The following is a 24,272-nucleotide window of genomic DNA, read 5'->3' on the forward strand; positions in this document are numbered from 1 at the left end:
TTCTTATGAAAACAATTAACGATTTATTCATACTGGAAGGTATTAAAGATAGCATCGTGCTTGCAGGCCATCGCGGTCTGACAAGAAACGTACAGTTCGTAAATATATCCGATACGCCTGATGTCATCAATTTTTTATCCGAGAACCACCTGCTTCTTTCAACTGGTTATGCGTTTAAAGATGACCCGCAAATGTTCTGCGAGTTAATTAGACAAATGCATGATTTAAATTGTTCGGGCCTTGTCATTAAAATTAATCGTTTCTTCAAGGAATTGCCGCCAGAAGTTAAATTATTAGCGGATGATCTTGCATTTCCGATTATCGACTTGCCGACAAAACATACATTGGGTGAAGTTTCTCGCCACATCTTGAATTATTTAAATGATGCTGAAGCCGAGCAGCTTTACTATGCGTTGCACGTTCAAAAAGAGTTCTCTAATATGATGATTAAAGGGTATAGCTTAACAGCGCTCATTGAGCAATTAGGCCATTTTCTATCGCGCCCAACCCTCTTACTCAATCATCGGGGAGAAAAAATTGCCCATAGCCATGATTTTCGAATGGATCCCATGAAAATAGTCGAACAGGAAATCGTTGCAACAGTGAAAGATGATTTGTCTGCAGCAAGAGAAGGTTTAACATTCAATATTCCATCTAGAGAGCACCAGTCGATTTCCACATTTCCTGTTCAAACAAAACGGCAGCATCCTAGCATGCTCGTCATTGTCGATTCTATGACGTTGCCTTATCCATCTTCACAGATGGCAATTGAGCAGGCAGGAAACGTCATTACATTTACAATTATTAAAGAGCAGGCTATCGAGGAAAATTCTCGACTGTTAAAAAATAATTTCTTTGATGATTTAATCGAAAACAGAATTCACTCTGATGAAGAAATATTAAGCCGCGCCAATTATTATGGATTAAAAGAGGATTTGAATAATATTTGTATCGTTTGTACGGTTGATCAAAAAGGACAGAACTACGAAGATCTGCAATTATACGAGAAAAAAGCAGGGGAATTGTACAATAGTATTTATGATCAACTTGAAGATGAAATGGTTCATAACGATATGGAAGGGATTTTATTCACGAAGGAAAAATACTTCGTTATGATATTGCAATTTGCCGATGGCAACGAAGCAGATCCAAACGAAGTAACCGAATTCGTCAATAAATGCCAAGAGAGCCTACAAGGCGATTATTCAATTTCTTTCGGCGTCAGCAATACCGTTCATTCCATTAAAGATATTACAACCGCTTATTCCGAAGCTTGTGAAGCAATTACGAGCGGTTACGATATGAATCTGCTCGGGTTCATTAACTTTTATAAAATGAAGGAACTTGAAGACTTATTAAATACGATTCCGAAAAAAGATGTAAAAGCATTGTACGAAAATACATTGAAGTCCCTCGCTTATCCGAAAACAAAAGAAAATCAAGAATTGATCAAAACAATTCAAGTGTACTTGGATTCGCAATGTGAAATCTCTGAAACATCTCGCCGCTTGTACATCCATCGAAACACAGTGAAATACCGTATCGAGAAAGCGGAAGAAATACTGAATTGCTCATTCCGCGACCCAGCCCATTCATTGCGTATTCGTGTCGCATTATTGATCGGATCCATACTTAAAGAAAAAGAATAAAAAAACCAAAACCCGGAACAAGCCGGGTTTTGGTTTTTTATTCTTATTGAGCAACTGTTGTTTTTTCAGCAGTGATAACACCGTTTTCAAAAACAACTTCCCCATTAACGATAGTCATTTTCACTTTTCCGTTGAACGTCATACCAACATATGGAGAATGCTGGTGACGATAGAAAAGATCTTCGTTTTTCAGTTCAAAGCTTTCTTCCAAGTTTACGATCGCAATATCAGCATCATAACCTTCTGCAATTGTTCCCTTGTTTTCAAGTCCGAATAATTTCGCTGGGTTTGTTGCAGTTAGCGCAACGATTTTCTCTAAAGGAAGATTCCGTTTGAAATAACCTTCCGTCAACATAATGTTAAGTGTTGATTGAGCACCTGAGATGCCGCCCCAACCTTCAAAATAGTTATCTGTAATTGTTTTCATAGATGCTGGTGCTGGAGAATGGTCGGATGCGATAACGTTAATTTCCCCATTTGCGACGGCAGCCCATAGATCTTCGACTTCATCTTCATCGCGCAATGGAGGGCAGCACTTCGCCAAACCGCCTTTTTCTTCAAGATCTTTTACAGTTAACGCTAAATAATGCCCGCACGTTTCAACTGTAATATCGACGCCTCTTTCTTTCGCCGCCTGAATGACGTCTACAACTTTCTTGCTGCTTGCATGGACGACGTGTACTTTACAGCCAGTTGCTTCTGCATAAGAGATAATTCTTCTAACAGCTTCAATTTCAGAAATGATAGGTCTTGATTCAACAAAATCTCTGGCAGTTGTTTTCCCTTGTTTCTGTTTTTCTGCAGCAAGCTGATCACAAATTACTGTGCTTTCAGCGTGAACTGCAAGTAGAGAGCCAAGAGAAGCGATTTCTTTCATGCCTTTGAAGATCGTTTCATCATCAACATGATTGAAATCAGCGATGCCACTTGGAGACATGAATGCTTTAAAACCGATGACGCCATTTTCATGAAGTTCTTTTAGATCCGCAATATTTTCTGGTACGAGGCCGCCCCAGAAATAAGGATTGACAACTGATTTTTCGTCAGCGCATGCTTTTTTCAAATCAAGGTTTTCTTTATTGATTGTCGGAGGCGTGCTATTCAGCGGCATATCAAAGAAAGAAGTTGCTCCGCCAGCAGCCAAGCTTCTGCTTCCAGTTGCAATGCCTTCCCATTCCGTTCTTCCTGGTTCATTAAAGTGAACATGCGTATCTATTAATCCAGGCAATACGTGAAGCCCTTCTGCGTCGATAACTCGATCTGCTGAACCTTGAATCGATTGGCCAACTTCTTGAATTTTGCCGTCTGTAATCGCAATGTCTCCTTGGACAATAGAATCTGCTGTGACGATCTTTCCGTTTCTAATGATCAAATCGTATGTAGTCATTTGTTATTCCCCCATCACAATTTTCCCTTTGCCATAGTCGTCTCAGACAATGACAAAGGGATTATCTATCCTATTCGCTTTTCAATTAACGGTTAGCAGAGATCAATTTTCCAACTGGTTCTCCGACAATTCCTTTTTCCAAATCGAATACAACATGTCCGCGGACGATTGTTTTTGTCACGCGGCAGTCAATTTGACGGCCTTCATATGCACTATGTTTGTTTTTATAGTAAAGGTCTTCCCTTTTCACCGTATAGGATTGGTTAGGATCCACTAAAATGATATCCGCATCTTTTGAAACGGCAATTTCACCTTTATGTGAAATATTGAAACGTTCAGATGGGTGCGTTGCGATCAATTCAACGAATTTATGGACTGGCAATCCCCGTTGTTTAACAGCTAAATCAAACATTAGATCAACGTTATTTTGCGCGCCGCTAATACCGCCCCATGCTTCCCAAATATTTCCTTGCTTCAAATCTTCCGTACATGGTGAATGGTCAGAAGTAAGCCAGTCGATATTCCCAGCCATTAACTCGTCCCATAGTCTTGCTTGGTCTTCCGCTTTTCTGATCGGCGGTTGGCATTTTGCACGAGGGCCGATTTCGTCAACTTGGTCAGCAGTGAAAGCAAAATAATGCGGGCATGATTCAACCGTCACATCAACGCCTTCTCTTTTTGCTTTCAAGATCACTTGGATTGCCTCTGAAGTGCTTATATGAACAAGATGCAATTTACAGCCTGTTTCTTTCGCAATAAGGATTGCACGTTGAACAGCTTCCACTTCTGTGAAGATAGGACGTGATTCCGCATATTCCACCCCGGAGTTTTTGCCTTCTCTAGCAAATTCCTTGGCAAGGCCAGATGGGATTGCCGAGTTTTCAGCATGGATGCATAAGATTTGATCCAATTCCGCTAGCCTTTGCATACCTTTGTACAATGTGAAATCGTCCACATTTACAAAATCATCCGGAATATCACTTGTAATATCGGATAGGAAACATTTGAAAGCGAGAACGCCAGCGTCAGACATTTCCTTTAGCTTATCCACATTCCCCGGGACGAGTCCGCCGTAAAATGCGTAGTCTACGTAGTTTTGGTCAACAGCAGCTTCCAATTTCAAGTCCAATGCAGCTTTGTTAGTTGTTGCAGGGAGGGCATTAAGCGGCATTTCAACATAGCTCGTTGTCCCGCCAGCAGCTAATGATTTCGACCCTGTTTCGAAACCTTCCCACTCTGTACGTCCTGGCTCACTAATGTGTACGTGTGTATCAATCATTCCCGGCATAACGTATTGACCTGTTGCATCAATGACCTCTTTTGCATCTTCTGTAATATTTTCAGCGATGCAAGAAATCTTTTCATCTTTAATACCAATATCAACCTTGTAAACACCGTCACGCAATACAACATTTCCACCTTTAATAACTACATCTAAAGTCATTTGAATTCCCCTTCCAACGATCAATTTTTAACGTACCAATTTTTCGCCAACTATTAGTTTCGCCACTTTCACGTTAACTATTCTCTTCGTTCAATGTTGGCGATTTTGCAAATAAAGTTCGCTTGCTCTGCCGCAATTCAAGCAATGTGTAAAGAATAAAAGCTGTTATGATCCCGACAAACCAGGACATATCATAAAGCGGTTTTAACATGGGAATGAAATTACCAATCAAACAAATAACACCGGCAATGATTGTCGTAACAATCGCATTGATATTGAATCCTTTTTGATAATGGTATCTTCCCTTTTTCGCATCATATAATGCATTCAAATCAATATCCTTTTTAGATATGATGAAAATATTGGGATAGCATGATTCCGGTAACCGGAGCTAATATCCCACCGACAATATTTAAGAAAGTGAAAACACTTGTTGCACTCTCCATCAGCTTCCATGGCATTACGAGAATACCAATGATCGCTGCAATGATTGCACCTAATTTGAATGTAAGTTTTTTTGGGGAACAGAGATACTAATTGATAACCAGCAGGCACTATATTTCCTGTCACATTAACAGATATGGTTGTTAAGCATAGTGTAAGAACTGAAATCGCAATCGCGAATGTTCCATCAAATCGAGCTACAACATCAAGCACATTCCAGATCGGTGTCCCGAAAGCTATTTCTGAACCAACAATTATCGAGATGCTTGCAATTGCGAACAATAAATATGTGACAACTAGACCGACAGTTTGTCCAACCGCTTGCGTCTTCGTCGATTTTGCAAGCTTCGTGAAATCAGAAACATTTACGATCGGTGCTGCCCAGGCTGAAACAATTGCCGTTATAGCGGCGACGAAGATAACGATTTGATTTCCCGTAACTCCTGAGCCAGTATACGCTAGTATCGGCTCGATTCCCCCCGCCAAATTAATGGCCCAAATAGCCATTCCTCCAAAAACAATGTAAACGAGTGGTGAGAGGATATTAGTAAAACTCCCTAAGAAGCCCATTCCTCCATATATTAAAGCTACATTAAACAACCAAAAGACTAAAAACGAAATCAAAGCTGGCAACGATAATCCCAACAGGCTCCAATCTCCGCCTAATGTTAAATATCCTGGCCAGAGCTTACCGATTAAAATCGATAGTGCTTGGCTTCCTGCATACGTTTGGAACCCGAACCACATAATTGACGAAATGACTCCCCTCAAAACGCCTGGAATCATTGCCCCTTTTGGCCCGTAGGATAAACGAAGAAGCATAGCAAATGGCAGTCCATATTTTGAACCTGCATGACCATTCAGAACTAACATCGTTGCGATGATGATGGAAGCAATCATTATTGCTGCAAAAACCTGTCCGACTGACAGTCCTAAAGCAAAAAGGCCGCCAATGGCGATATAGTTTGGAATATTATGTACAGAACCCATCCAAACAGTGAAAAAGTTCCCAACGCTCCATTTTCGATCTTCGTCTTTTGTCGGCAAGACATCCACACTATTTCCAGCAGACACCGCTTTCTCTCTATCAAAAAGACTCAAAAGAATCCCTCCTTACCTGTTGCCACTTACTATTGAGACCTGTACGTTTTATAACTGTAATAGTAGTAGTAGTGGAAACATCATTATACAGAATAAAAAACTGTACTTCTTTAGGCCACTTGACCAAAAGGGTAGGATTGTATTATGTATAATGAATAAGGAAAAGATGAGTTATATACACTTTAAATAAATGATTGTGCATTTTAAATAAACAAAACTACCTCTGGAAGAAATGTTCTCCAAGAGGTAGTTCGAAAAGTTGTTATTTCTCGAAGATAGTTCCTTTTTTGAAACTTGATCCTTTAAACGCATACTTCGATAGAAGATAGTAAGCTGTACCTGCCACTACTACTCCGATGATCCAAGCTAGCTCAACCTCGATAAACGCTGCAGCTGCACCGATAAACATCGCAAGCAACCCTGCAGGGTTATATCCTTTAAAAGATCCTTCCTCATTGTACAATTCTGCAGTATTCACTCTTTGTTTTCTTAAGATGTAATACTCGACGATTAGTATTGAAATAACCGGTCCTAAAAATGCAGAGTAAATGAGAATGAACATATTCAAACCAGTTGCCGATGACTCTTGTACAAGCAACCAAGGGAATGCACATAGCGCAAGCAATCCTGTAATGATTGCAGATGTTTTGTACTTTAACTTTGTCAACATTGTAATGACATATACTGGAGGAATGATGTTTGCCACCATATTTGTTGCAATTACCGCAATGACGATAAATACAGAAACAAAGACTGAAACATAGTCATTATCTAGAATGATTGGAAGCGCCTGTGCCGGGTTTGTTACGCCCGTCGCAGCTGCAAGCATTGCTCCAATTACAATAACAAAGCCATAGGAAATAGTGATTGGAACAAAGTATAGTGCTCCACGCTTTTTATTGCTCAAACCAGTTTTAAGCTCTCTGGAATAATCCGCAGCACTTACGAAAATACCTGCATAGTTACCTAAGAATACCATGATGAGACCGAAGAACGGTAAGCCCCATGATCCTTTAGCTTGTACCCAGTTTTGGGAAATTTCAGCTGTATGTGAAGTCATAAGAAGGCCGAAAACATAAACAAGTGCGATCATGAATACAACAGATGCAACCGTTTCTACCCATTTAACCGCATGGAATCCGAATAGAGAAAGTACAATTTGAACTAACTGAAGTGCTATGAAACATATAACGACATTATTAAATGATCCATTCGTAACGATTTTCGCAATTTCGTTCAAGGCAGTTCCGCCAATCCAGCTTTGAACCCCATACCAGACGATGGCAGGTATTCCGCGTAACAATGACGAAATTACTGTTCCTTTTATCCCGAAGGACATTCTGAGCTGAACAACGTATGGAATCCCTTCTCTATAGCCGGCGCGATCATTTAACGCGAAAACAGTTGAAATGATTCCAATTGCACATAAAGCTGCAATAAGCGTCTGCCAGATGTTCAATGTTGCAATTCCCGCAACAATTACGCTGGCACCTAGCGTCATATTTCCTAAGTTAACCCCATCACCAATCCACATAAAAATATAGTCCTTTGGTTTGACGGTTCTTTCGCTATCGGCTTTTGGATGAAGTGATTCGTCCAATTTCGAAGCTTGTTGAATCTGAGCAGCTTGTGTATCAAAATTTTCATTAACTGCAGACATTTGCCTTACCCCTTTCGGCGTTATATTTAAAGCTCTATTTATTACGACAGTGCAAATGATTTTCTCTTCTGTAGAACAACATTAGATCTTCTTTCTAATGACTTTCTAAAAAGCTTTGTCGTGAATAATCTTTATTATACATAGCTTTACTTGTTAGGTCTTTATGTCGATTAAACAAATTGCACAAAAGATTGCTATGTACAATGCATAACATTTGTCACATGCACAGCCCTATTGGACAACCGTTTGTTCACTCTGAATAACGTCTATTCTATACAATCGATTGTACAATATAGACAACAACGTTGATTTCAAGCGGTTAATGCTTTGTGAGGCAAAATAAAAGGAAGAACGATGTCAGTTCAATGGAACATGTCCTTCCTTTTTGGTTGCGTATATTGAATTCAGACTTTCAGTGAACCGCGGAATCCTCTGGCAGCATAGTAGGAGTCCGCCCCATTATGGTACATGAAGACAGTGTCGTAGCGACGATCACAAAAAATTGCACCGCCAAGCTTACGGATGTTAGCTGGCGTTTGCACCCAGCTGGACGTTTTCATATCAAAATTCCCTAGTGTCTGCAGCATCCGATATTCATTTTCTGATAATAACTCGATGCCCATATCGGTTGCCATATCAATTGCACTATTTTCCGGCTTATGTTTTTTTCTTGATTCCAAAGCATCCCGGTCATAACAAACACTTCTACGGCCTTTCGGACTTTCCGCTGAACAATCGAAGAAAACGTATTCATCCTTCTCTACGTTATAGCCGATAACATCCGGTTCGCCTCCGGTATTCTCCATTTCATTGAGTGACCATAGCTTTTCTGGATGGGCTTCTAGCTTTTTCTCGATTTTCATCCATTCAAGACCTTGGTGTCGGTTCATGTTGTTCTCAAAGCGGGCTTTCAATATTTGAAGTAGGTCTTCCCGTTGTTCTGTCGTTAATTCATTTTTTTCCTTTGTCAATGTAGAAACCACCTTTTTTATTTATTCCCAATCACTTCTTCTTTAAACCAAACTTCTGTCCATAGTATACTCCTTCACGCTCATTTTTTATATTTTGAAATAGGAAGAGCGATTCGAAGCATATCGCTCATAGGACAAACTTATGGATGAATACAATCGTTTAGGCAATGAAATGCTCGCATTGATGCTATCAATAAAAGTCAACACGAGCATATCATTCACCAAAAGGAAGGGGTCGGAGTGATGGCGTATACGGATAACTATGAAAGGGATACCTATGGGATTATCGCTTTTTGGTTACGTAATGATTACGACCATGGTCGGTTTTTCGACAGAGAGATAAGTCATTATGAAACGGAACTGGCTCGAGCCAATCTGAACAATATTGAGCGTCTCGGGAAGGTGTGGGAAAAGGCTGAAAAGAAACAGGGCGATATCGGCACATTGCTGAACGAAGCCCATCATGCTACTAGCGAATTTCACAGTCTACTTGCATACACGATGGATAAATCCTTACATTGTGAGGTTATTATTTCAACGCCGGTGTCACTTCTAGACCACATGGTGAGAGAGTCTGAGGAATCGCAGCGGGTATATAAATTAATCGAAAGCGGCGCTAGAATTTCACCTTCTGATGCAATTATACATGAATGCGTCTTTTGGATAAGACAAATGGCAGATCATCTAGGCTATATACGGCATTATTCGGATGTATCTAATTATGAAGTTAACTACCAAGTTACTCAGATGATGCAAAAATTCGAGCGTCTGCAAATGCAAGCAACTGCGCTGCAAACAATGATACGTACTCCTCGGAATGAAACGCTGCCAATTTTAACTCAATTCAAGAATATAATTATTCAAGAAGCCAAAAGTTTAGAGGCCTTTAAATTGGAATTGGATGATTTGATTAAAAAATGTGCTGTTGCTACGACGTCGCCGCCAGATTTGTTAGAGCATATCGCTAGAGAAGCTCATCATCTATGGAGGAACTTAGAGGAAGAGAGAATAACTTAATAACGTGCGTTATGATGAAAGCCCATTTCGATCGCCGAAATGGGCTTCTTATTATTGACAAATATTGATCTATTATCGGTGTCTGCAAAAAGGATGGATATACCAGGGATTGAACGACCAAAAGGGTATCGTTGTATGAAACTGGCCTCCCCACTGTCCCCATCCATTTCCTTGTCCGTAATTATGTTGCCATGGATTTGCATCCGAAACCTGGCGTTGAGTGAAATGAGGCGGATACGTTGGAATTGCGTATACCGGGCCAAAGCCGCCATTCTGCTCATATTGTTCAAACAGTGCAGGATGGGTATCTTGTTGTCGGCCAAGGTCTATATTTGTATCTTGATCACTCGTATATTGTCCAGGGATTCTAAAATCCGGCCCGACTGGACTTACAATATCGGAAAGGACGTCCCATCTGCCGAAATTAGCATTACTGTTGGAAACCACACTCATACCTCTATCTGGAATTTGCTTATCGGTAAACATTCTTCCACTCCCTCGATTCCTGATTCCTATCTATCCTATTCGATTCGGATGAAAAAGGAACCTTTCATTGAAAAGAAGGGTTTCCAGTGCCTTTCTCGAATTTATTATTATATCGAAAGGAGAATCCAAATGAAAAAACCAATTGCAAAACGCATTCCCCATCCCCATGAATTACATGGAGATGTGCGTGAAGACGACTACTATTGGCTAAAGGATCGCAATAATCCTGAGGTCATCAAGTATTTAGAGGAAGAAAATCGGTATTTCGATGAAATCATGCGCCCGCTCGAGGAACAAACCGAGCATATTTATCAAAGCATGGTGGATCGTGTTCCCGATTCGGAAGTGAACGTGCCTGTGCAGCATGGACAGTACTTCTATTATTCACGTTTGGATAAAAGCAAGCAATATCCAATCTATGCACGCAAGCAATCGGCAAGCCGTGAACTTTTGGCTGAAACGACTGAAGAAGTAGTGCTTGATCTGAATGAATTGGCAGAGGAAAGTGACTATTTAAGCGTGACGGTGCAGCGGATGAGCACTGATCATAACCGTCTCGCTTATTTGGAGAACCGGGATGGCACAGATCGGTACACCATTCATGTCAAGGACATGAATACAGGCGAATTACTGCCAGACCGGATTCCGAATGTGTTTTTATATGGAAGTATGGAATGGAGCCGCTGCGGCGACTATATTTTTTACATTACCGTTGATGACAATCAACGCCCTTGCAAGCTATGGAGACATCGTTTAGGAAGTGACGTGGAAAATGATGAGCTTGTCTATGAAGAAAAGGATGAGACATTTACGCTTTACGTAACAAAATCGCAAAGCGGGAAATTCATCTTTGCACATTCAGGATCGAAAACGACGAGTGAAATTCGTATGCTGGATGCGGATGCTCCGTTATCTCCCATGCAACTAGTGGATGCGCGGCGTGATGGAATTCTATATGATGTCGAGCATTGGGGCGATGACTTGCTCATTTTGACAAACGAGAATGCGTTGAATTTCCAGCTGCTCCGTTGTCCGCTAGATAATCTTGAAGCACGTACAAACCTCATTGAGTATAATGAAGACCGTTATCTTCAAGAAGTGTATCCGTTCCGCGACACTCTTCTAATTGCTGGCCGGGAGAATGGGTTGACGCAAATTTGGGTGCTCCGCGACGGTGAGCTGGAGCAAATCAGCTGGGACGAGCCGATTTACAATGTTGCGGTTTTATCCAATCAAAGCTACGAAGCTACTGAAGTATTACTACAATACGAATCGTTGCTGACACCAAAAACAACATATGGGCTAAATCCCGGAACTGGCGAGAAACAATGCTTGCAAGTTGCACCGGTAAGCGGCGAATATGACCGTTCCCGATTCCATCAGGAGCAATTATGGGCAACTGCAGAGGACGGCGTTAACATTCCGATGACGGTCGTCTATCAGGAAGGCGCGCTAGACAATGGGCCTGCCCCGCTAATTTTATATGCCTATGGATCGTATGGGGCGAACAGCGATCCGCGTTTCGATCCGTATCGACTGCCGTTATTGGAAAAAGGGATTGTCTTTGTCACTGCACAAGTACGAGGCGGTTCCGAAATGGGACGGAGCTGGTATGAGGATGGCAAGATGCAGCACAAACGAAACACATTCACCGATTTTATCGCAACGGCGAAACATCTAATTGAGGAAGGCTACACTACACCGAGTCAAATGGCTGCCCGCGGAGGAAGTGCAGGAGGGTTACTAGTTGGAGCTGTCGCCAATATGGCAGGAGAGCTGTTCAAGGTCATCGTTCCAGCAGTGCCGTTCGTCGATGTCGTCACTACGATGCTGGACACGACGATTCCTTTGACTACTTTGGAGTGGGATGAATGGGGCAATCCTCAAGAAAAAGAAGACTATTTCTATATGAAGTCCTATAGCCCTTATGACAATGTGGAAGCGAAAGACTATCCGCATTTGTACATTACAACCGGCCTCAACGATCCACGTGTCGGTTATTGGGAGCCTGCCAAGTGGGTTGCACGTCTTCGAGCGTTGAAAACCGATGACAACACACTTGTAATGAAAACGAATATGGGTGCTGGCCACTTCGGCAAATCAGGGCGCTTCAATCACTTGAAAGAGGCTGCGGAATGCTATGCATTCATCCTTGATCGGCTTGGTGTTGGCGTAGAAGAAGTTTCAACCCCACGTTAAACGGCAGCAGACTGTAGGCAAACTCCAACAATTATGGGTTTGCCTATCGTCTTTTTTCTTTGCCAATCAAGCGGCATCTGATTACTGCACTGTATATCCACCATCAAGAACTACCGCTTGTCCGGTCATGCCTTTCGCTCCATCACTTGCAAGGAACAGTGCCAAGTCGGCAATTTCTTTAACATCTAGAAGTCGCTTCTGAGGAACCAATGGATAAATGACTTCTTCTAATACCGATTCAAGCGGAACATTACGTGTTGCCGCTAAGTCTTGCAGCTGATTCCGCACTAGCGGCGTGTCAACATACCCAGGACAAATTGCATTCACCGTTATTCCGTCTGCTGCCGTTTCTAATGCCGCTACCTTCGTTAAACCGATTACACCATGCTTAGCTGAATTGTACGCGGCTTTCCCCGCGAATCCTACAAGTCCGTTGATCGAAGCCATATTCAGGATTCGTCCAAAACCATTTTTTCTCATGTGTGGCAAAACAAGTTTAGTTGCAATGAATGGAGCTGTGAGCATAATTTTGATAAGCAATTCGAACCGCTCCGTCGGAAAATCCTCAAGCATCGCAACATGCTGCATCCCTGCATTATTAATGAGAATATCAATTTTACCAAAATGAGTGATCGCTTCATTGATCGCCTTTTCTAAATCTGCTTCGGAAGTGACATCGCATTTAATTCCAATAGCGTCCCCATTAAGGTTTCGGGCAGCAGCTTTCACTTTTTCCTCATGAATATCTGAAAGTACAACCTTAGCGCCAGCCTCAGAAAATTCTTTCGCGATTTCAAAGCCAATCCCTTGTGCAGCTCCTGTTATAAATAACACTTTTCCTTCTACCATATGAATACCTCCTGAAACAGATTATTCAACTTCCGCGCAAATGAGACCAAAATAGGTAGGCGCTTCATAGGAAAGAACATGCATTTTACGGTCGGCTTTTGGAATTGCTCCAGCCATGATCAATGCTTGCCATATGCCGTCCGGTTTGGCGGCTTCGATATAGTCTGGCTCAAAATCAGCCATTTTCTCAATATCATTTGCCTTTAAAAGATCTACAACTTCTTCGTCCAATTGCATTGCAGCAGGGTCATAGCCATATGGGCCATTTCCATCATGCGCATGTGACCAATCACAACTTGCAATCAATGCAACCCTCTTTTCACTATTTTGAACGACTTGACGAATGACCTCTCCCATTTCGATATGTAACGCAAAAGGCAGATCACGGGTTGGATTGATGACGACGATTTCCACGTCTGGCATAAATGCCATAGGAACGATGACGCCCCAATCGAGCGGCAAACAAGAAACCGGCCCTAAAGCTGTTCCAAAATTAATGGAAGCTGCAGGTATGCCTTTTTGTTGTGCAGTTTTTGTGATTGCCAATGCCAACTCCCGATCGACCGAGCGTTCAAGTTCATAAGAAGAGCCGTTCTCCTCAAGGGTTCCGTACATTCTCTCGCTGTTCGTAATTGAAAACATGCCGTCGATTCTGGTCCCATGTGGAGTCAGAATGATGATCGTATCCGGACGCGCCGCTTTCATTTTTTCACCCAGCTTTTCCATACTGTCTCTCGTTTTCTTCATACGTTCAGGCTGATTGCCTGCAAGCGACGGAATTATTTCACCGCCATGAGGCGCAATACATGCATACACAAAAGGATTCATTTAATCACATCTTTCTGAAAAGGATATATGTATTATTTCGACAAGCGTAATGAAATTCCTGCGGGGAAATAAAAAGGACGGTCCAATATTGTTATCAATCAAAAAAAGCCGAGTGGTTTTTTATAACCAATCGGCTTTTCATTTCTAGTATTGAGGTTCACCTAAAATCCACAAAGCATTATTCAGTCAGATCAAGTTGCCAAGAGACGCCGAACTTATCATTCAGCCAGCCAAACTTCTTACTGAATCCATAATCTCCTAATGGCATGAGTGCTTGTCCACCTTCAATTAGTTGCTCATACAGATAATCGATTTCTTTGTCTGTTTCACAACTAATATAGATGGAGAAAGATGGTGTAAAGGTAAACTGATGTTTGATATTACTGTCTATACACATAAACTCCTGCCCTTTTAAAGTGAATGTAGCCTTCATCACTGTTCCTTCATCCCCGCCAGGCTCATTCGACCCATATCGAATAACAGTAGTAATTTCCGAATCCTCGATAAGCGATGTGTAATAATTCATTGCCTCTTCTGCTTTACCGCCTTGAAACATTAAGAAGGGTGTAACTTTTGTCATTAACAATCGACTCCTTTTAATACCCATAATAAGTTACATGTGAATATGCACTGCAATTGAGTTGGGAGTTTTACTAATAGGTTGCAATTATATTTCCAGCCAAGCGACAGATTCAACGTGGCTGCTTTGCGGGAACATATCTACCGGCTGGACCTCTTTGGCCCGGTAACCGCCGTCCTCTAATATCCGCAAGTCGCGTGCTAATGTCCCTGGGTTGCATGAAACGTATACGACCCTTTTTGGTTTATATTCCAAGATTGTTTGCAATAGCTTCTCATCGCATCCTTTACGCGGCGGGTCTACGACTAATACGTCGAACCGTTTGCCTTCTGCGTACCATCTAGGGATGACGTCTTCAGCTGCCCCTGCTTCGAAATGGGCATTTATCATGCCATTCAATTCCGCATTGCGCTTCGCATCCTCGATGGCTTGAGGGACAATTTCGACGCCGTACACTTCCTTCGCCTTTTGAGCAAGGAATAATGAAATCGTACCAATGCCGCAATATGCATCGATGACCATTTCGCCACCAGTCAAATTGGCGTAGTCAAGTGCTTGCTTGTAAAGCACTTCGGTTTGTGCCGGGTTCACTTGGTAGAAGGAGCGCGCCGATATTTCAAACTGGATGTCGCCGATCGTGTCGATGATGAATGATTTGCCGTATAGAGGTATCGTTTCATTCCCAAAGATAACATTCGTCTTCTCTCCATTGACGTTTTGCATGATTGACGTCACTTCCGGCACGACCCGCTTAATAAGCTCGATGACTGCTTCTTTCTGGGGAAATTTTTTCTTCAGCGTCACGAGGACAACCATGATTTCCCCTGTTGCCTTCCCTTTCCGAACGATCAGATGCCGAAGCATGCCACGGTGGGTCTTTTCGTTGTACGCCTCTAATCCAAGCGCATGCATTTCATGTTTCAGCGTAGACATGAGTTCATCCGCTTCTTCGCTTTGAATGATGCAGACGTCCGTGTCGACGATATGATGGGTCCGTGATTTATAAAAACCTGATACGACTTTACCGTCCCGTTCAGCGAAGGGGATTTGGGATTTATTGCGATAGCGCCACGGGTCTTCCATCCCTTTGACTGGATGGACAGGTACGTGCGGCAATTTCGCGATTCGGTCGATGACATCGCGGACTTGTTTTTGCTTTTGGATGAGCTGGGCTTCGTATGATAAGTGCTGCAGCTGGCAACCGCCGCATTCCCAGAACACATGGCATGGCGGTTCAATGCGATTCGGTGAAGGCTTCGATACATTCAATAGACGGGCAAATCCGTAATTCTTCAACGTCTTCCCGACTTTAACCTCGACTTCTTCGCCAGGCAATGCTCCTGGGATGAATAACGGGTAGCCTTCCACTTTTGCAACGCCCGAGCCGTCATGCGTCAAATCCTCCACATGGACAGTGAGTCGGTCATTTTGATTTACTATAAAAGACATGATATTTCCTCCAAATTTCGTATGTACATAGTCTATCACAAAAGATGGTGTCGGCAGGCATGGAAAGCAGCACGTATTTCACCTATCCAAGGCGAGCCAAAGGTCCCGAAATGACGATAACTTTTGAGAAGTGACCGATATAATTGTGAAAGTGACCGATAAGTCCCTCGGAATGATCGATAAAATTGTGAAAGTGATCGATAACTTCCTCGAAATGATCGATAACTTTTGAAAGAGGAAAAACAGACGCCTCGTGACGTCTGTTTTCCGTGTTAATCATCCTTATTTACCGAACGATCCATCGGCGCGATTAAAAATGCAACGACAATGGCCGCAATCAAAATGATAAAAGGCGCGTAGAAAATTATAAAATCAGTCATGCCGCAAGCCTCCTTTACGCATGGAAATCCTCTTTTCCGCTAACATAGTTTTTATTGAACAAGAACAAACGCATGAGCAGGACGAGCGACGGTATCAGCAGGCACAGTCCAAGAATGAAAGCGACTACGAGCGAGATTGCCATCGCTGGATTCGTAAAGCTGTCATATATCGTCAAATGCGGGTAGAGCAAATACGGATAATGCGATGCTCCGTATCCAAAAAACGCGAATGCGAATTGGCCTAGCAGCAATCCGAATGCCCATCCGTAACTACGACGTTTCCATAAAAGCCAAACCGTTCCGACAAATAACAAGAACGAAAGTAGAAACATCGGCCAGAATGCCTGGATGTTCGTATAATGCTCAAAATTATGTTTACGAAGTTCAAATATGATGCCCCCCGCTGTTACAATCGTCGGCAATGACCAGATGAGCGAATATTTTCGGAGCAGATCGGTTGCTCCCTTGTCCCTTGCTTTATTCGCATACCATGTCAGGAAGACTGCCGAAATATAAAGCGTCGCGGAAATACTAAGAACGACGATCGACCAAGTCAAAGGACTTGTGAATAAATCCCAGTAATCGAGCACTGGAGCTCCATTAACCATTTCGATGAAGCCGCCTTCCGAAATCGTCAGGACGATGGAGAGTGAAGCGGGAATCAACAGTCCCGCAAGCCCATACATGAATGAATAGCCTTTGTGTCCTCTAGCCCCATACGTTTCGAAAGCATAATACGAACCGCGAATTGCGAGCAGGATGACGCCTATGCTGACTGGCACCAATAACGTCGTCCCATAATAGAAGGCAGTTTTCGGGAAGAACCCGATAATGCCAACGAAGAAAAAGACAAGAAAGACGTTCGTCACTTCCCAGACCGGCGATAAATAACGCTGGATGACTTTCGTCAAAATCCGCTGTTTCCCTGTCAGTAAGCTGTATGCATTGAAGAACCCCGCGCCAAAATCAATGGCACCGACGACAATATAACCGAAGAGGAAAGTCCAAAGAACCGTTATCCCTAAAATCTCCAAGTTCATTGTACATCACCGCCCTTTTCCATATGCCGATCTTCTAGCTCACGTTCGACCGGATTTTTACGGAACATCCGGCTTAAGACGACGATACTTCCGATACCGAGGATCAAATATAGCAACGCGAACATCATCAGCATCAAGTCGACTTGCCCGCTCGTTGTTGCAGCATCCTCGACTCGCATTATTTTGCGGAGAATCCATGGCTGCCGTCCGACTTCCGCTAGCCACCAACCGGATTCAATGGCGATGATTGTCAGCGGTGCTCCGAGGACGATGAGCCAACGGAACCACTTTGTTGACACACGTTTCCAACCACGATTGACGCCAATCCAGTACAATGCGGAGAGGATTGTCATCCACATGCCAATGAAGACCATTATATTAAATAAATAATGGATATACAGCGGCGGAATTTCATCCTCAGGAAATTGATCGAGGCCGATCACTTCCGCTTTCGGGTTATTATGTGCGAGCATTGAAAGCCCGAATGGAATTTCAATAGCATATTTCACTTCTCCGTCGCTCATGACTCCGAACAAGATGAGAGGTGCGTTTTCCTGCGTTTCAAAATGCCATTCTGCCGCAGCAAGTTTTTCAGGTTGGTATTCCGCCAAGTACTTTCCGGAGAAATCCCCAATCAGAGCCGTTGCTATAGAGAAAACAAATCCCAATTTCATTGTTAGAAAAAGTGCTTTTTTGTGATAGATATGATTCGAGCCCTTCAATAGCCTGAATGCTGCAATTGCCGCAAGCACAAATGCCGCAGTCATATACGCTGTAATAACGACATGTGCAACCTTCGTCGGCATCGCTGGGTTGAACATCGCAATGATCGGATTAATGTTGACGAGTTCCCCATTCACAATGTCAAATCCTTGAGGAGCATTCATGAACGCATTTACCATCGTAATGAAAACCGCAGAAAACGAAGCGCCGATCGCAACCGGTACTAATAGCAGCAAATGTTTTTTCTGATTTTCAAAACGGTCCCATGTGTATAAATAAATCCCAAGGAAAATAGCTTCAAAAAAGAACGCAAATGTTTCCATGAAAAGCGGCAACGCGATAACATTCCCCGCAAACTCCATGAAATTCGGCCATAATAATGACAGCTGCAAACCGATCGCAGTCCCAGTAACGACTCCGACGGCGACTGTAATGACAAAGCCGCGTGCCCACCTTCTGGCAAGCAAAATATAATGTTCGTCATTTTTTCGGATCCCTACCCACTGAGCGATCATGATCATGAGCGGGACACCGACTCCAATCGTCGCGTAAATGATATGGAAAGATAAAGTCAGTTCCGTTAAGACACGCGAATAAAAAACGGCTTCTTCATTCCCCATCTATTTTTCCTCCTTACCCTCCAAATATTCTTCCAACAATAGAAAGCAACATGATTCCCGCCACGATAAAGACAAGCCACATGAGCCATCTCTCTTGTTTCTTATACACGGGATCCCTCCGTCCTTCGAATTCCTCTTTCCTATCATAAGATACTGTTTTATACTTTTCCCTTTTTACGAGTGATATAACAGGATTGTCACAGTTATTGTGAAAAGTTTTCGACTAGAGTATTGCTCTTGAGAGAATTTAGAATGTTGTGTATAATAAAGGGATAAAGAGAGGTGAGCACAATGGAAATTAAAAGAAAAGTTTTAGCCTACATTACGAAGGATGAACATGCTGAACAGAAAATCCTTGTGTTCGAGCATAAAGATCATCCAGAAGCAGGATTGCAAGTGCCTGGCGGGACAATTGAAGATGACGAACTTCTCATTGATGCACTTTATCGGGAAATCGAAGAGGAAACAGGCATTCGGCGGGAACAGCTTAAGTTGAATGGTAAAGTGAATAAGAACAGTTACTTTCCCGAAAACAGAAAGGATGTTATACACGAGAGAAACATTTTTCACCTCACTTATATCGGTGAAGATGAAAACGAATGGGATACTTGTGTAAACAGCAATGGCAAAGACAACGGAATGATTTTCCACTGTCGCTGGATTCCTGTCAACGACTTGCCCGCACTCGCTGCAAAACAAGATGAAGCGATTGATTTTATTAATTGAATAAAATATAAAAAGCTGCTTGGATGTTAATCCAATGCAGCTTTTTCGTTTTCTAGGTCATTATCAATTCGATCCTGCTCTCGCAATTGGTCTAGTGGTGCGAACATTTCGATATGGCGGTATCTGTTTTCGAACGTGGCAGGAAGGGTGCCTCCATACTCTCCGTCCAAATTCAGCAACACTTCTTCAGATGAAGTGATTGTCACTTTTGAAGGTTTGGCGGAAATGACGAGCGGATCATCCAAATGCTCCCCACGCAACGCTAACGTGACGATTCTAATGAATTCCGCTATATTGCATTTTTTCAAAACTAACAATGTAAATTTGCCGTCATTGATGCTGGAGTCCGGCGCCAATTTTTCAAGGCCGCCGACGGAATTAGTCAAGCCTACGAGGAAGAGCATTACCTCCCCTTCGAATACTTCATCATCATACTCAATTTTTACGTTACTTGAGTGGATGGATGGGAGCATTTCAATCCCTTTCAAATAATAAGCTAGCTGGCCAAGAACAGTCTTAAGCTTGCTTGGCACCTCATACGTCAGCTCAGTCATTCTTCCGCCGCCTGCAATATTGATAAAATGACGGTCGTTCATCAAACCGACGTCCACTGGAATCGTCTCACCACGGATAATAATGTCGATTGCTTCGTCAATATCTCTAGGAATCCGCAAAGCCCGTGCAAAGTCGTTCGTCGTTCCGGTCGGAATAAGCCCGATTGTCGGTCGCTTATCAAATGAGGACACTCCTGCGACGACTTCGTTCAACGTTCCATCCCCGCCTGACGCGATGATGATATCGAAGCCACGTTCCACAGCTTTCTTCGCTGCTTCTGTTGCATCGCCTTCCCCCGTGGTCGCATGTACGGAAGTTTCATAGCCTGCCTTCTCCAACTTTTCTAGAACTTCAGCTAGATGTCTCCGGAATATTTCACGTCCCGCTGTCGGGTTATAAATGATTCTTGCACGCTTCATACATGTTCCCTCTCAATTCCTACAAATTGCAACGCTTGCACATGTTAATAAACCAACATTAGTCGCTTATTTGGACTATTCGTCCTACTAAAAAGTTCCCATTACAGCATCATCTCGTCTGTTGCAATACTGGCATGAACGTATTTCGAATATCTTCATAAACAGTGAGCCATAATTCGGGCAGTGTCGTATATTCTTTCATTAATTCTGCAATGAATTCCTTTTGCTTCTCCTCAAAATCAGGCGCATCTTTAGCAGGAAGTTGTTTGCGGCGTTCCAATACGTCTTCTTGGATGGACGCTGCACGAGGACCCCATTTTGCAAGTACTTCGCCTTCTTGGTCGAGCAAGAGGTAGATTGGAATCGATCTTCCGCCATTTGTCAGGTGCCTGTCGATCAAATCAGTATCTTCATCGCGATAGACAGCCCTCACGTCCAAGTCCGCGGCTTCTGCAAATCGGCGCAGGATCGGATTGTTCATCATTGCATCTCCGCACCAATCTTCCGTTATGACTAGTATATTGGGCTTTTCCTTTTTTGCTATTTCGATAAACGCATCATCTTGAGGCACGTCGAATTTTTCGTAAATGCCAAAGCTGTTTTCTTTATGTTTCTCCATCTTGTCCATATAGTCTGCAAGTGAGATTGCTTCGTCAAAATACTGCTTTTCAGTTTTCATTGCTGACACGCTCCTTTTTCTTAAGTGTAAGGCTATTCGCTGTGCGAATCAAATAGGATGCCAAACAAAAGCGAATGAAGCCCGGAGCAAGACTCGAAAACAAGCAAAAACGCCCTATACGGAGACTTTCGCAAGACCCGTATAGGACGATTGAGGATAAAGATTATCGCTTATTAATTTCCTCAAGTAGGATTTTATTAACCATTGGCGGGTTCGCTTGACCTTTTGTCGCTTTCATTACTTGTCCTACAAGGAAGCCGACTGCGCGATCCTTGCCGTTTTTGAAGTCCTCGATTGATTGTTCGTTCGCATCGAGTATTTCTGTTACGATTGTGCGGAGAGTACCTTCGTCAGAAATTTGGACGAGGCCTTTCTCTTTTACGATGTCAGCAGCGTTTCCACCGTTTTCGATTAATTCTTTGAAGACTTTTTTAGCAATTTTAGATGAAATTGTACCGTCCGAAATCAATTTGATCATGCTAGATAGACCGTCAGGAGTAAGTGCTGTGTCATGAAGCTCCTTCTGTTCGGCATTCAAGTATGCAGACACTTCACCCATCAACCAGTTAGAAGCGAGTTTCGCATCAGCCCCCGCTGCTACAGTCGCGTCGAAGAAATCGGACATCTCTTTCGTTAACGTCAAGACGTGAGCATCATATTCCGGCAAGTCAAGTTCATTGACATACCTAGCTTTACGAGCGTCCGGAAGTTCCGGAATTTCAGCACGGACACGATCGATCCACTCTTGGTCGATATGGATTTCAGGCAAGTCCGGTTCATTGATGAAACGGTAGTCATTTGCGCTGCCTTTTATGCGCATAAGCACAGTTTGGCCTGTTGCTTCGTCATACCGACGCGTTTCCTGCTGGATTTTACCGCCAGAGAGAAGGATCTTTTCTTGACGCTCCACTTCATTTGCAATCCCTCTGCGAACGAAGTTGAAGGAGTTCAAGTTCTTCAATTCAGTTTTCGTTCCAAATTCCTCTTGTCCAAATGGGCGCAAAGAAATATTAGCGTCGCATCGCAATGAACCTTCTTCCATACGAACATCAGAAACGCCTGTATATTGAATGATCGCTTTCAGTTTCTCTAGGAAAGCGTATGCCTCTTCCGGTGAGCGAATATCCGCTTCAGTAACGATTTCAATTAGTGGCGTACCTTGTCGATTCAAGTCGACGAGAGAATAACCATTCTCGGAATGCGTCAATTTACCGGCATCCTCTTCTAAATGGATACGTTCGATACGGATTTTTTTCTTTTTGCCTTCGACTTCGATTTCAATCCATCCATTTTTGCCGACCGGACGATCGTCTTGAGAGATTTGAAATGCTGCAGGATTGTCCGGATAGAAATAATGCTTCCGGTCGAAGTTCATAACTCTTGCCACTTCACAGTTCAATGCGAGTGAAGCTTTCATTCCAAAGTCGACTGCGCGTTTATTCAACGTCGGCAATGTTCCTGGGTATGCCAAGTCTTTCACATGGATGTTCATATTCGGTTCAGCACCATAATGAGATGGAGCCGGTGAGAAGATTTTTGTGTCAGTTTTCAGTTCAACGTGGACTTCTAGTCCGACAATCGTTTCAAAGTTCATTATTCATTCCCCTCCCCAAGCGTTGGAGTGCGTTTATGGAAATCGGTCGCTTGTTCAAACGCGTGCGCCACTTTATAAATGAGTGCTTCGTCGAAATGTTTTCCAATAATTTGGAGACCGACTGGCAATCCATTCGAAAAGCCGCATGGAATCGAAATTGCCGGCACGCCAGCCAAGTTGACAGACACTGTTAAAACATCGTTTGCATACAATGTCACTTGGTCCTTCACAGCTCCGCCGATTTCATATGCCGTAGTCGCACTCGTTGGACCAACGATGACATCATAGTTTTCGAAAACGGACGCAAAATCTTGTGAGATTAGCGTACGGACTCTCATTGCCTTGACATACAAATCTTCGTGATGGTCTGCGCTTAGTGCATATGTGCCGTAAAGAATCCGTTTTTTCACTTCCGTGCCGAATCCTTCTGCACGTGAGCGTAAATAAATCTCTTCCAAGTTTTTCGCATCTTCTGAACGATAGCCATAACGGATACCATCAAATCTTGCAAGATTGGAAGACGCTTCAGCAGTAGCAATCGCATAATATGTCGGTGAAGCATATTTAGAATGTGGCAGCGTTACTTCTCCTACAGTTGCGCCAAGGGATTCAAGAACTTTCAAAGAAGCACGGACTTTATCTTTTACGTCTTCTTCGATGCCTTCACCGAGATACTCCTTAGGAACTGCGATACGCAAGCCTTTAATATCACCAGTTAAAGCATCTTTGAAATTAGGAACTTGTTGTGGTGAAGAAGAGGAGTCTCTATAGTCAACACCTGAAATGGCATTTAATAAAAGTGCATTGTCCTCAACAGTCCGAGTGATCGGGCCGATTTGATCCAAAGAGGATGCAAATGCGACAAGGCCATTACGGGATACTCTTCCGTATGTCGGTTTCATCCCGACAACTCCGCAAAGTGCAGCAGGTTGGCGCACAGATCCGCCCGTATCCGTACCGAGCGAGAATGGCACTTCACCTGCAGCAACTGCAGCCGCAGAACCGCCCGATGAACCGCCCGGCACACAGTCTAAATTCCATGGATTATGAGTCGTTTGGAAAGCCGAACGCTCAGTTGTAGAACCCATAGCAAACTCGTCCATATTCAATTTACCGACACTGATCATACCCGCTTCGTTCACTTTTTCAACGACTGTTGCGTCATAGACAGGAACGAAGTTTTCTAGCATTTTGCTTGCACAAGTTGTAGTAGTGCCTTTTGTAATAATGTTATCTTTAATTCCGATCGGCAATCCGAAAAGAGGTCCTCGTGCTTCAAGCGATGAGTTGTCCAACATTTCCGCTTTTGCTAAAGCTTCTTCTTCCGTCAACGCCAGGAATGCTTTCACTTGACCATCCAACGCAGCGATCTGCTTAAATGAATCTTCGGTCACTTCTTTGACAGAGACTTCCCGGTTATGTAAAAGTGCTTGAAGTTCTGCTGCCGTCTTTTTCATTAACGTCATGTTACT

Annotated in this window: 22 protein-coding genes; 4 read left to right on the plus strand and 18 right to left on the minus strand. The window is 43.0% G+C overall.

Features of this window, described 5'->3' with window-relative positions; translation table 11 throughout:
* The first annotated feature begins 5 nt into the window (after nt 1–5).
* Nucleotides 6–1,649 (plus strand): PucR family transcriptional regulator, encoded by a 1,644-nt coding sequence (locus tag ACTHPA_RS17325; RefSeq protein ID WP_440502052.1) that lies wholly within the window; start codon nt 6–8, stop codon nt 1,647–1,649.
* A 43-nt stretch (nt 1,650–1,692) separates the two neighbouring features.
* On the opposite strand, the gene ACTHPA_RS17330 is transcribed toward ACTHPA_RS17325, so the two are convergent.
* The 6 genes from ACTHPA_RS17330 to ACTHPA_RS17355 all read right to left on the minus strand — a co-directional run bounded on the left by ACTHPA_RS17330 (nt 1,693) and on the right by ACTHPA_RS17355 (nt 8,656).
* Nucleotides 1,693–3,036: an allantoinase gene (locus tag ACTHPA_RS17330; RefSeq protein WP_440502054.1), complete on the minus strand. Its 1,344-nt coding sequence runs from the start codon at nt 3,034–3,036 to the stop codon at nt 1,693–1,695.
* An 85-nt stretch (nt 3,037–3,121) separates the two neighbouring features.
* Nucleotides 3,122–4,480: an allantoinase AllB gene (allB, locus tag ACTHPA_RS17335; RefSeq protein ID WP_440502056.1), complete on the minus strand. Its 1,359-nt coding sequence runs from the start codon at nt 4,478–4,480 to the stop codon at nt 3,122–3,124.
* 73 nt (nt 4,481–4,553) lie between these two features.
* Complete coding sequence (locus ACTHPA_RS17340) at nt 4,554–4,811, minus strand: cytosine permease (protein WP_440502058.1); 258 nt, start codon at nt 4,809–4,811, stop codon at nt 4,554–4,556.
* A complete protein-coding gene (locus tag ACTHPA_RS17345; protein ID WP_440502060.1) occupies nt 4,808–6,025 on the minus strand; it encodes a cytosine permease in 1,218 nt (405 codons plus the stop codon). The genes ACTHPA_RS17340 and ACTHPA_RS17345 overlap by 4 nt, the downstream gene beginning before the upstream one ends.
* A gap of 262 nt (nt 6,026–6,287) precedes the next feature.
* The gene (locus ACTHPA_RS17350; protein ID WP_440502062.1) at nt 6,288–7,685 is read right to left on the minus strand and encodes an NCS1 family transporter; all 1,398 of its coding nucleotides are present in this window, start codon (nt 7,683–7,685) and stop codon (nt 6,288–6,290) included.
* Between the two features lie 404 nt (nt 7,686–8,089).
* Entirely contained in the window at nt 8,090–8,656 is a 567-nt protein-coding gene (locus tag ACTHPA_RS17355; RefSeq protein WP_440502063.1) for a DUF4256 domain-containing protein, read from the minus strand.
* A 243-nt stretch (nt 8,657–8,899) separates the two neighbouring features.
* Between ACTHPA_RS17355 and ACTHPA_RS17360 the strand changes: the two genes are divergently transcribed.
* Entirely contained in the window at nt 8,900–9,673 is a 774-nt protein-coding gene (locus ACTHPA_RS17360; protein WP_440502065.1) for a DUF2935 domain-containing protein, read from the plus strand.
* Between the two features lie 72 nt (nt 9,674–9,745).
* Here the strand turns inward: ACTHPA_RS17360 and ACTHPA_RS17365 are convergent, their stop codons facing one another.
* The gene (locus ACTHPA_RS17365) at nt 9,746–10,159 is read right to left on the minus strand and encodes a hypothetical protein (protein ID WP_440502067.1); all 414 of its coding nucleotides are present in this window, start codon (nt 10,157–10,159) and stop codon (nt 9,746–9,748) included.
* A gap of 129 nt (nt 10,160–10,288) precedes the next feature.
* On the opposite strand from ACTHPA_RS17365, the gene ACTHPA_RS17370 reads away from it, so the two are divergent.
* The gene (locus ACTHPA_RS17370) at nt 10,289–12,358 is read left to right on the plus strand and encodes a S9 family peptidase (RefSeq protein ID WP_440502069.1); all 2,070 of its coding nucleotides are present in this window, start codon (nt 10,289–10,291) and stop codon (nt 12,356–12,358) included.
* An 81-nt stretch (nt 12,359–12,439) separates the two neighbouring features.
* On the opposite strand, the gene ACTHPA_RS17375 is transcribed toward ACTHPA_RS17370, so the two are convergent.
* From ACTHPA_RS17375 to ACTHPA_RS17405, 7 genes are all read right to left on the minus strand, one after another.
* A complete protein-coding gene (locus ACTHPA_RS17375) occupies nt 12,440–13,207 on the minus strand; it encodes a 3-hydroxybutyrate dehydrogenase (RefSeq protein WP_440502071.1) in 768 nt (255 codons plus the stop codon).
* Between the two features lie 21 nt (nt 13,208–13,228).
* Complete coding sequence (locus ACTHPA_RS17380; RefSeq protein ID WP_440502072.1) at nt 13,229–14,035, minus strand: extradiol ring-cleavage dioxygenase; 807 nt, start codon at nt 14,033–14,035, stop codon at nt 13,229–13,231.
* 178 nt (nt 14,036–14,213) lie between these two features.
* On the minus strand, nt 14,214–14,615 hold the full coding sequence (locus ACTHPA_RS17385; RefSeq protein WP_440502074.1) for a VOC family protein: 402 nt from the start codon (nt 14,613–14,615) through the stop codon (nt 14,214–14,216).
* Nucleotides 14,616–14,702: 87 nt separating this feature from the next.
* On the minus strand, nt 14,703–16,064 hold the full coding sequence (gene rlmD / locus ACTHPA_RS17390; protein WP_440502075.1) for a 23S rRNA (uracil(1939)-C(5))-methyltransferase RlmD: 1,362 nt from the start codon (nt 16,062–16,064) through the stop codon (nt 14,703–14,705).
* 272 nt (nt 16,065–16,336) lie between these two features.
* Complete coding sequence (cydS, locus tag ACTHPA_RS17395; RefSeq protein ID WP_440502076.1) at nt 16,337–16,444, minus strand: cytochrome bd oxidase small subunit CydS; 108 nt, start codon at nt 16,442–16,444, stop codon at nt 16,337–16,339.
* Nucleotides 16,445–16,458: 14 nt separating this feature from the next.
* Nucleotides 16,459–17,484, minus strand: coding sequence for a cytochrome d ubiquinol oxidase subunit II (locus ACTHPA_RS17400; protein ID WP_440502077.1), 1,026 nt, complete (start codon nt 17,482–17,484; stop codon nt 16,459–16,461).
* Nucleotides 17,481–18,827: a cytochrome ubiquinol oxidase subunit I gene (locus ACTHPA_RS17405; RefSeq protein ID WP_440502079.1), complete on the minus strand. Its 1,347-nt coding sequence runs from the start codon at nt 18,825–18,827 to the stop codon at nt 17,481–17,483. Before ACTHPA_RS17405 ends, ACTHPA_RS17400 begins: the two co-directional genes overlap by 4 nt.
* Before the next feature lie 291 nt (nt 18,828–19,118).
* On the opposite strand from ACTHPA_RS17405, the gene ACTHPA_RS17410 reads away from it, so the two are divergent.
* Entirely contained in the window at nt 19,119–19,553 is a 435-nt protein-coding gene (locus tag ACTHPA_RS17410) for an NUDIX hydrolase (RefSeq protein ID WP_440502081.1), read from the plus strand.
* A gap of 26 nt (nt 19,554–19,579) precedes the next feature.
* Here ACTHPA_RS17410 and ACTHPA_RS17415 read toward each other — a convergent pair whose 3' ends face one another.
* The 4 genes from ACTHPA_RS17415 to gatA form a co-directional block, all read right to left on the minus strand.
* Nucleotides 19,580–20,527 (minus strand): diacylglycerol kinase, encoded by a 948-nt coding sequence (locus ACTHPA_RS17415; RefSeq protein ID WP_440502083.1) that lies wholly within the window; start codon nt 20,525–20,527, stop codon nt 19,580–19,582.
* Nucleotides 20,528–20,636: 109 nt separating this feature from the next.
* Nucleotides 20,637–21,206 (minus strand): thioredoxin family protein, encoded by a 570-nt coding sequence (locus tag ACTHPA_RS17420; protein ID WP_440502084.1) that lies wholly within the window; start codon nt 21,204–21,206, stop codon nt 20,637–20,639.
* Nucleotides 21,207–21,369: 163 nt separating this feature from the next.
* The gene (gene gatB / locus ACTHPA_RS17425; RefSeq protein ID WP_440502086.1) at nt 21,370–22,800 is read right to left on the minus strand and encodes an Asp-tRNA(Asn)/Glu-tRNA(Gln) amidotransferase subunit GatB; all 1,431 of its coding nucleotides are present in this window, start codon (nt 22,798–22,800) and stop codon (nt 21,370–21,372) included.
* Complete coding sequence (gene gatA, locus ACTHPA_RS17430; protein WP_440502087.1) at nt 22,800–24,266, minus strand: Asp-tRNA(Asn)/Glu-tRNA(Gln) amidotransferase subunit GatA; 1,467 nt, start codon at nt 24,264–24,266, stop codon at nt 22,800–22,802. The genes gatB and gatA overlap by 1 nt, the downstream gene beginning before the upstream one ends.
* Nucleotides 24,267–24,272 lie beyond the last annotated feature (6 nt).

Origin of the sequence: Sporosarcina sp. SAFN-015 (assembly GCF_051966875.1) — a bacterium.
GTDB lineage: Bacteria > Bacillota > Bacilli > Bacillales_A > Planococcaceae > Sporosarcina.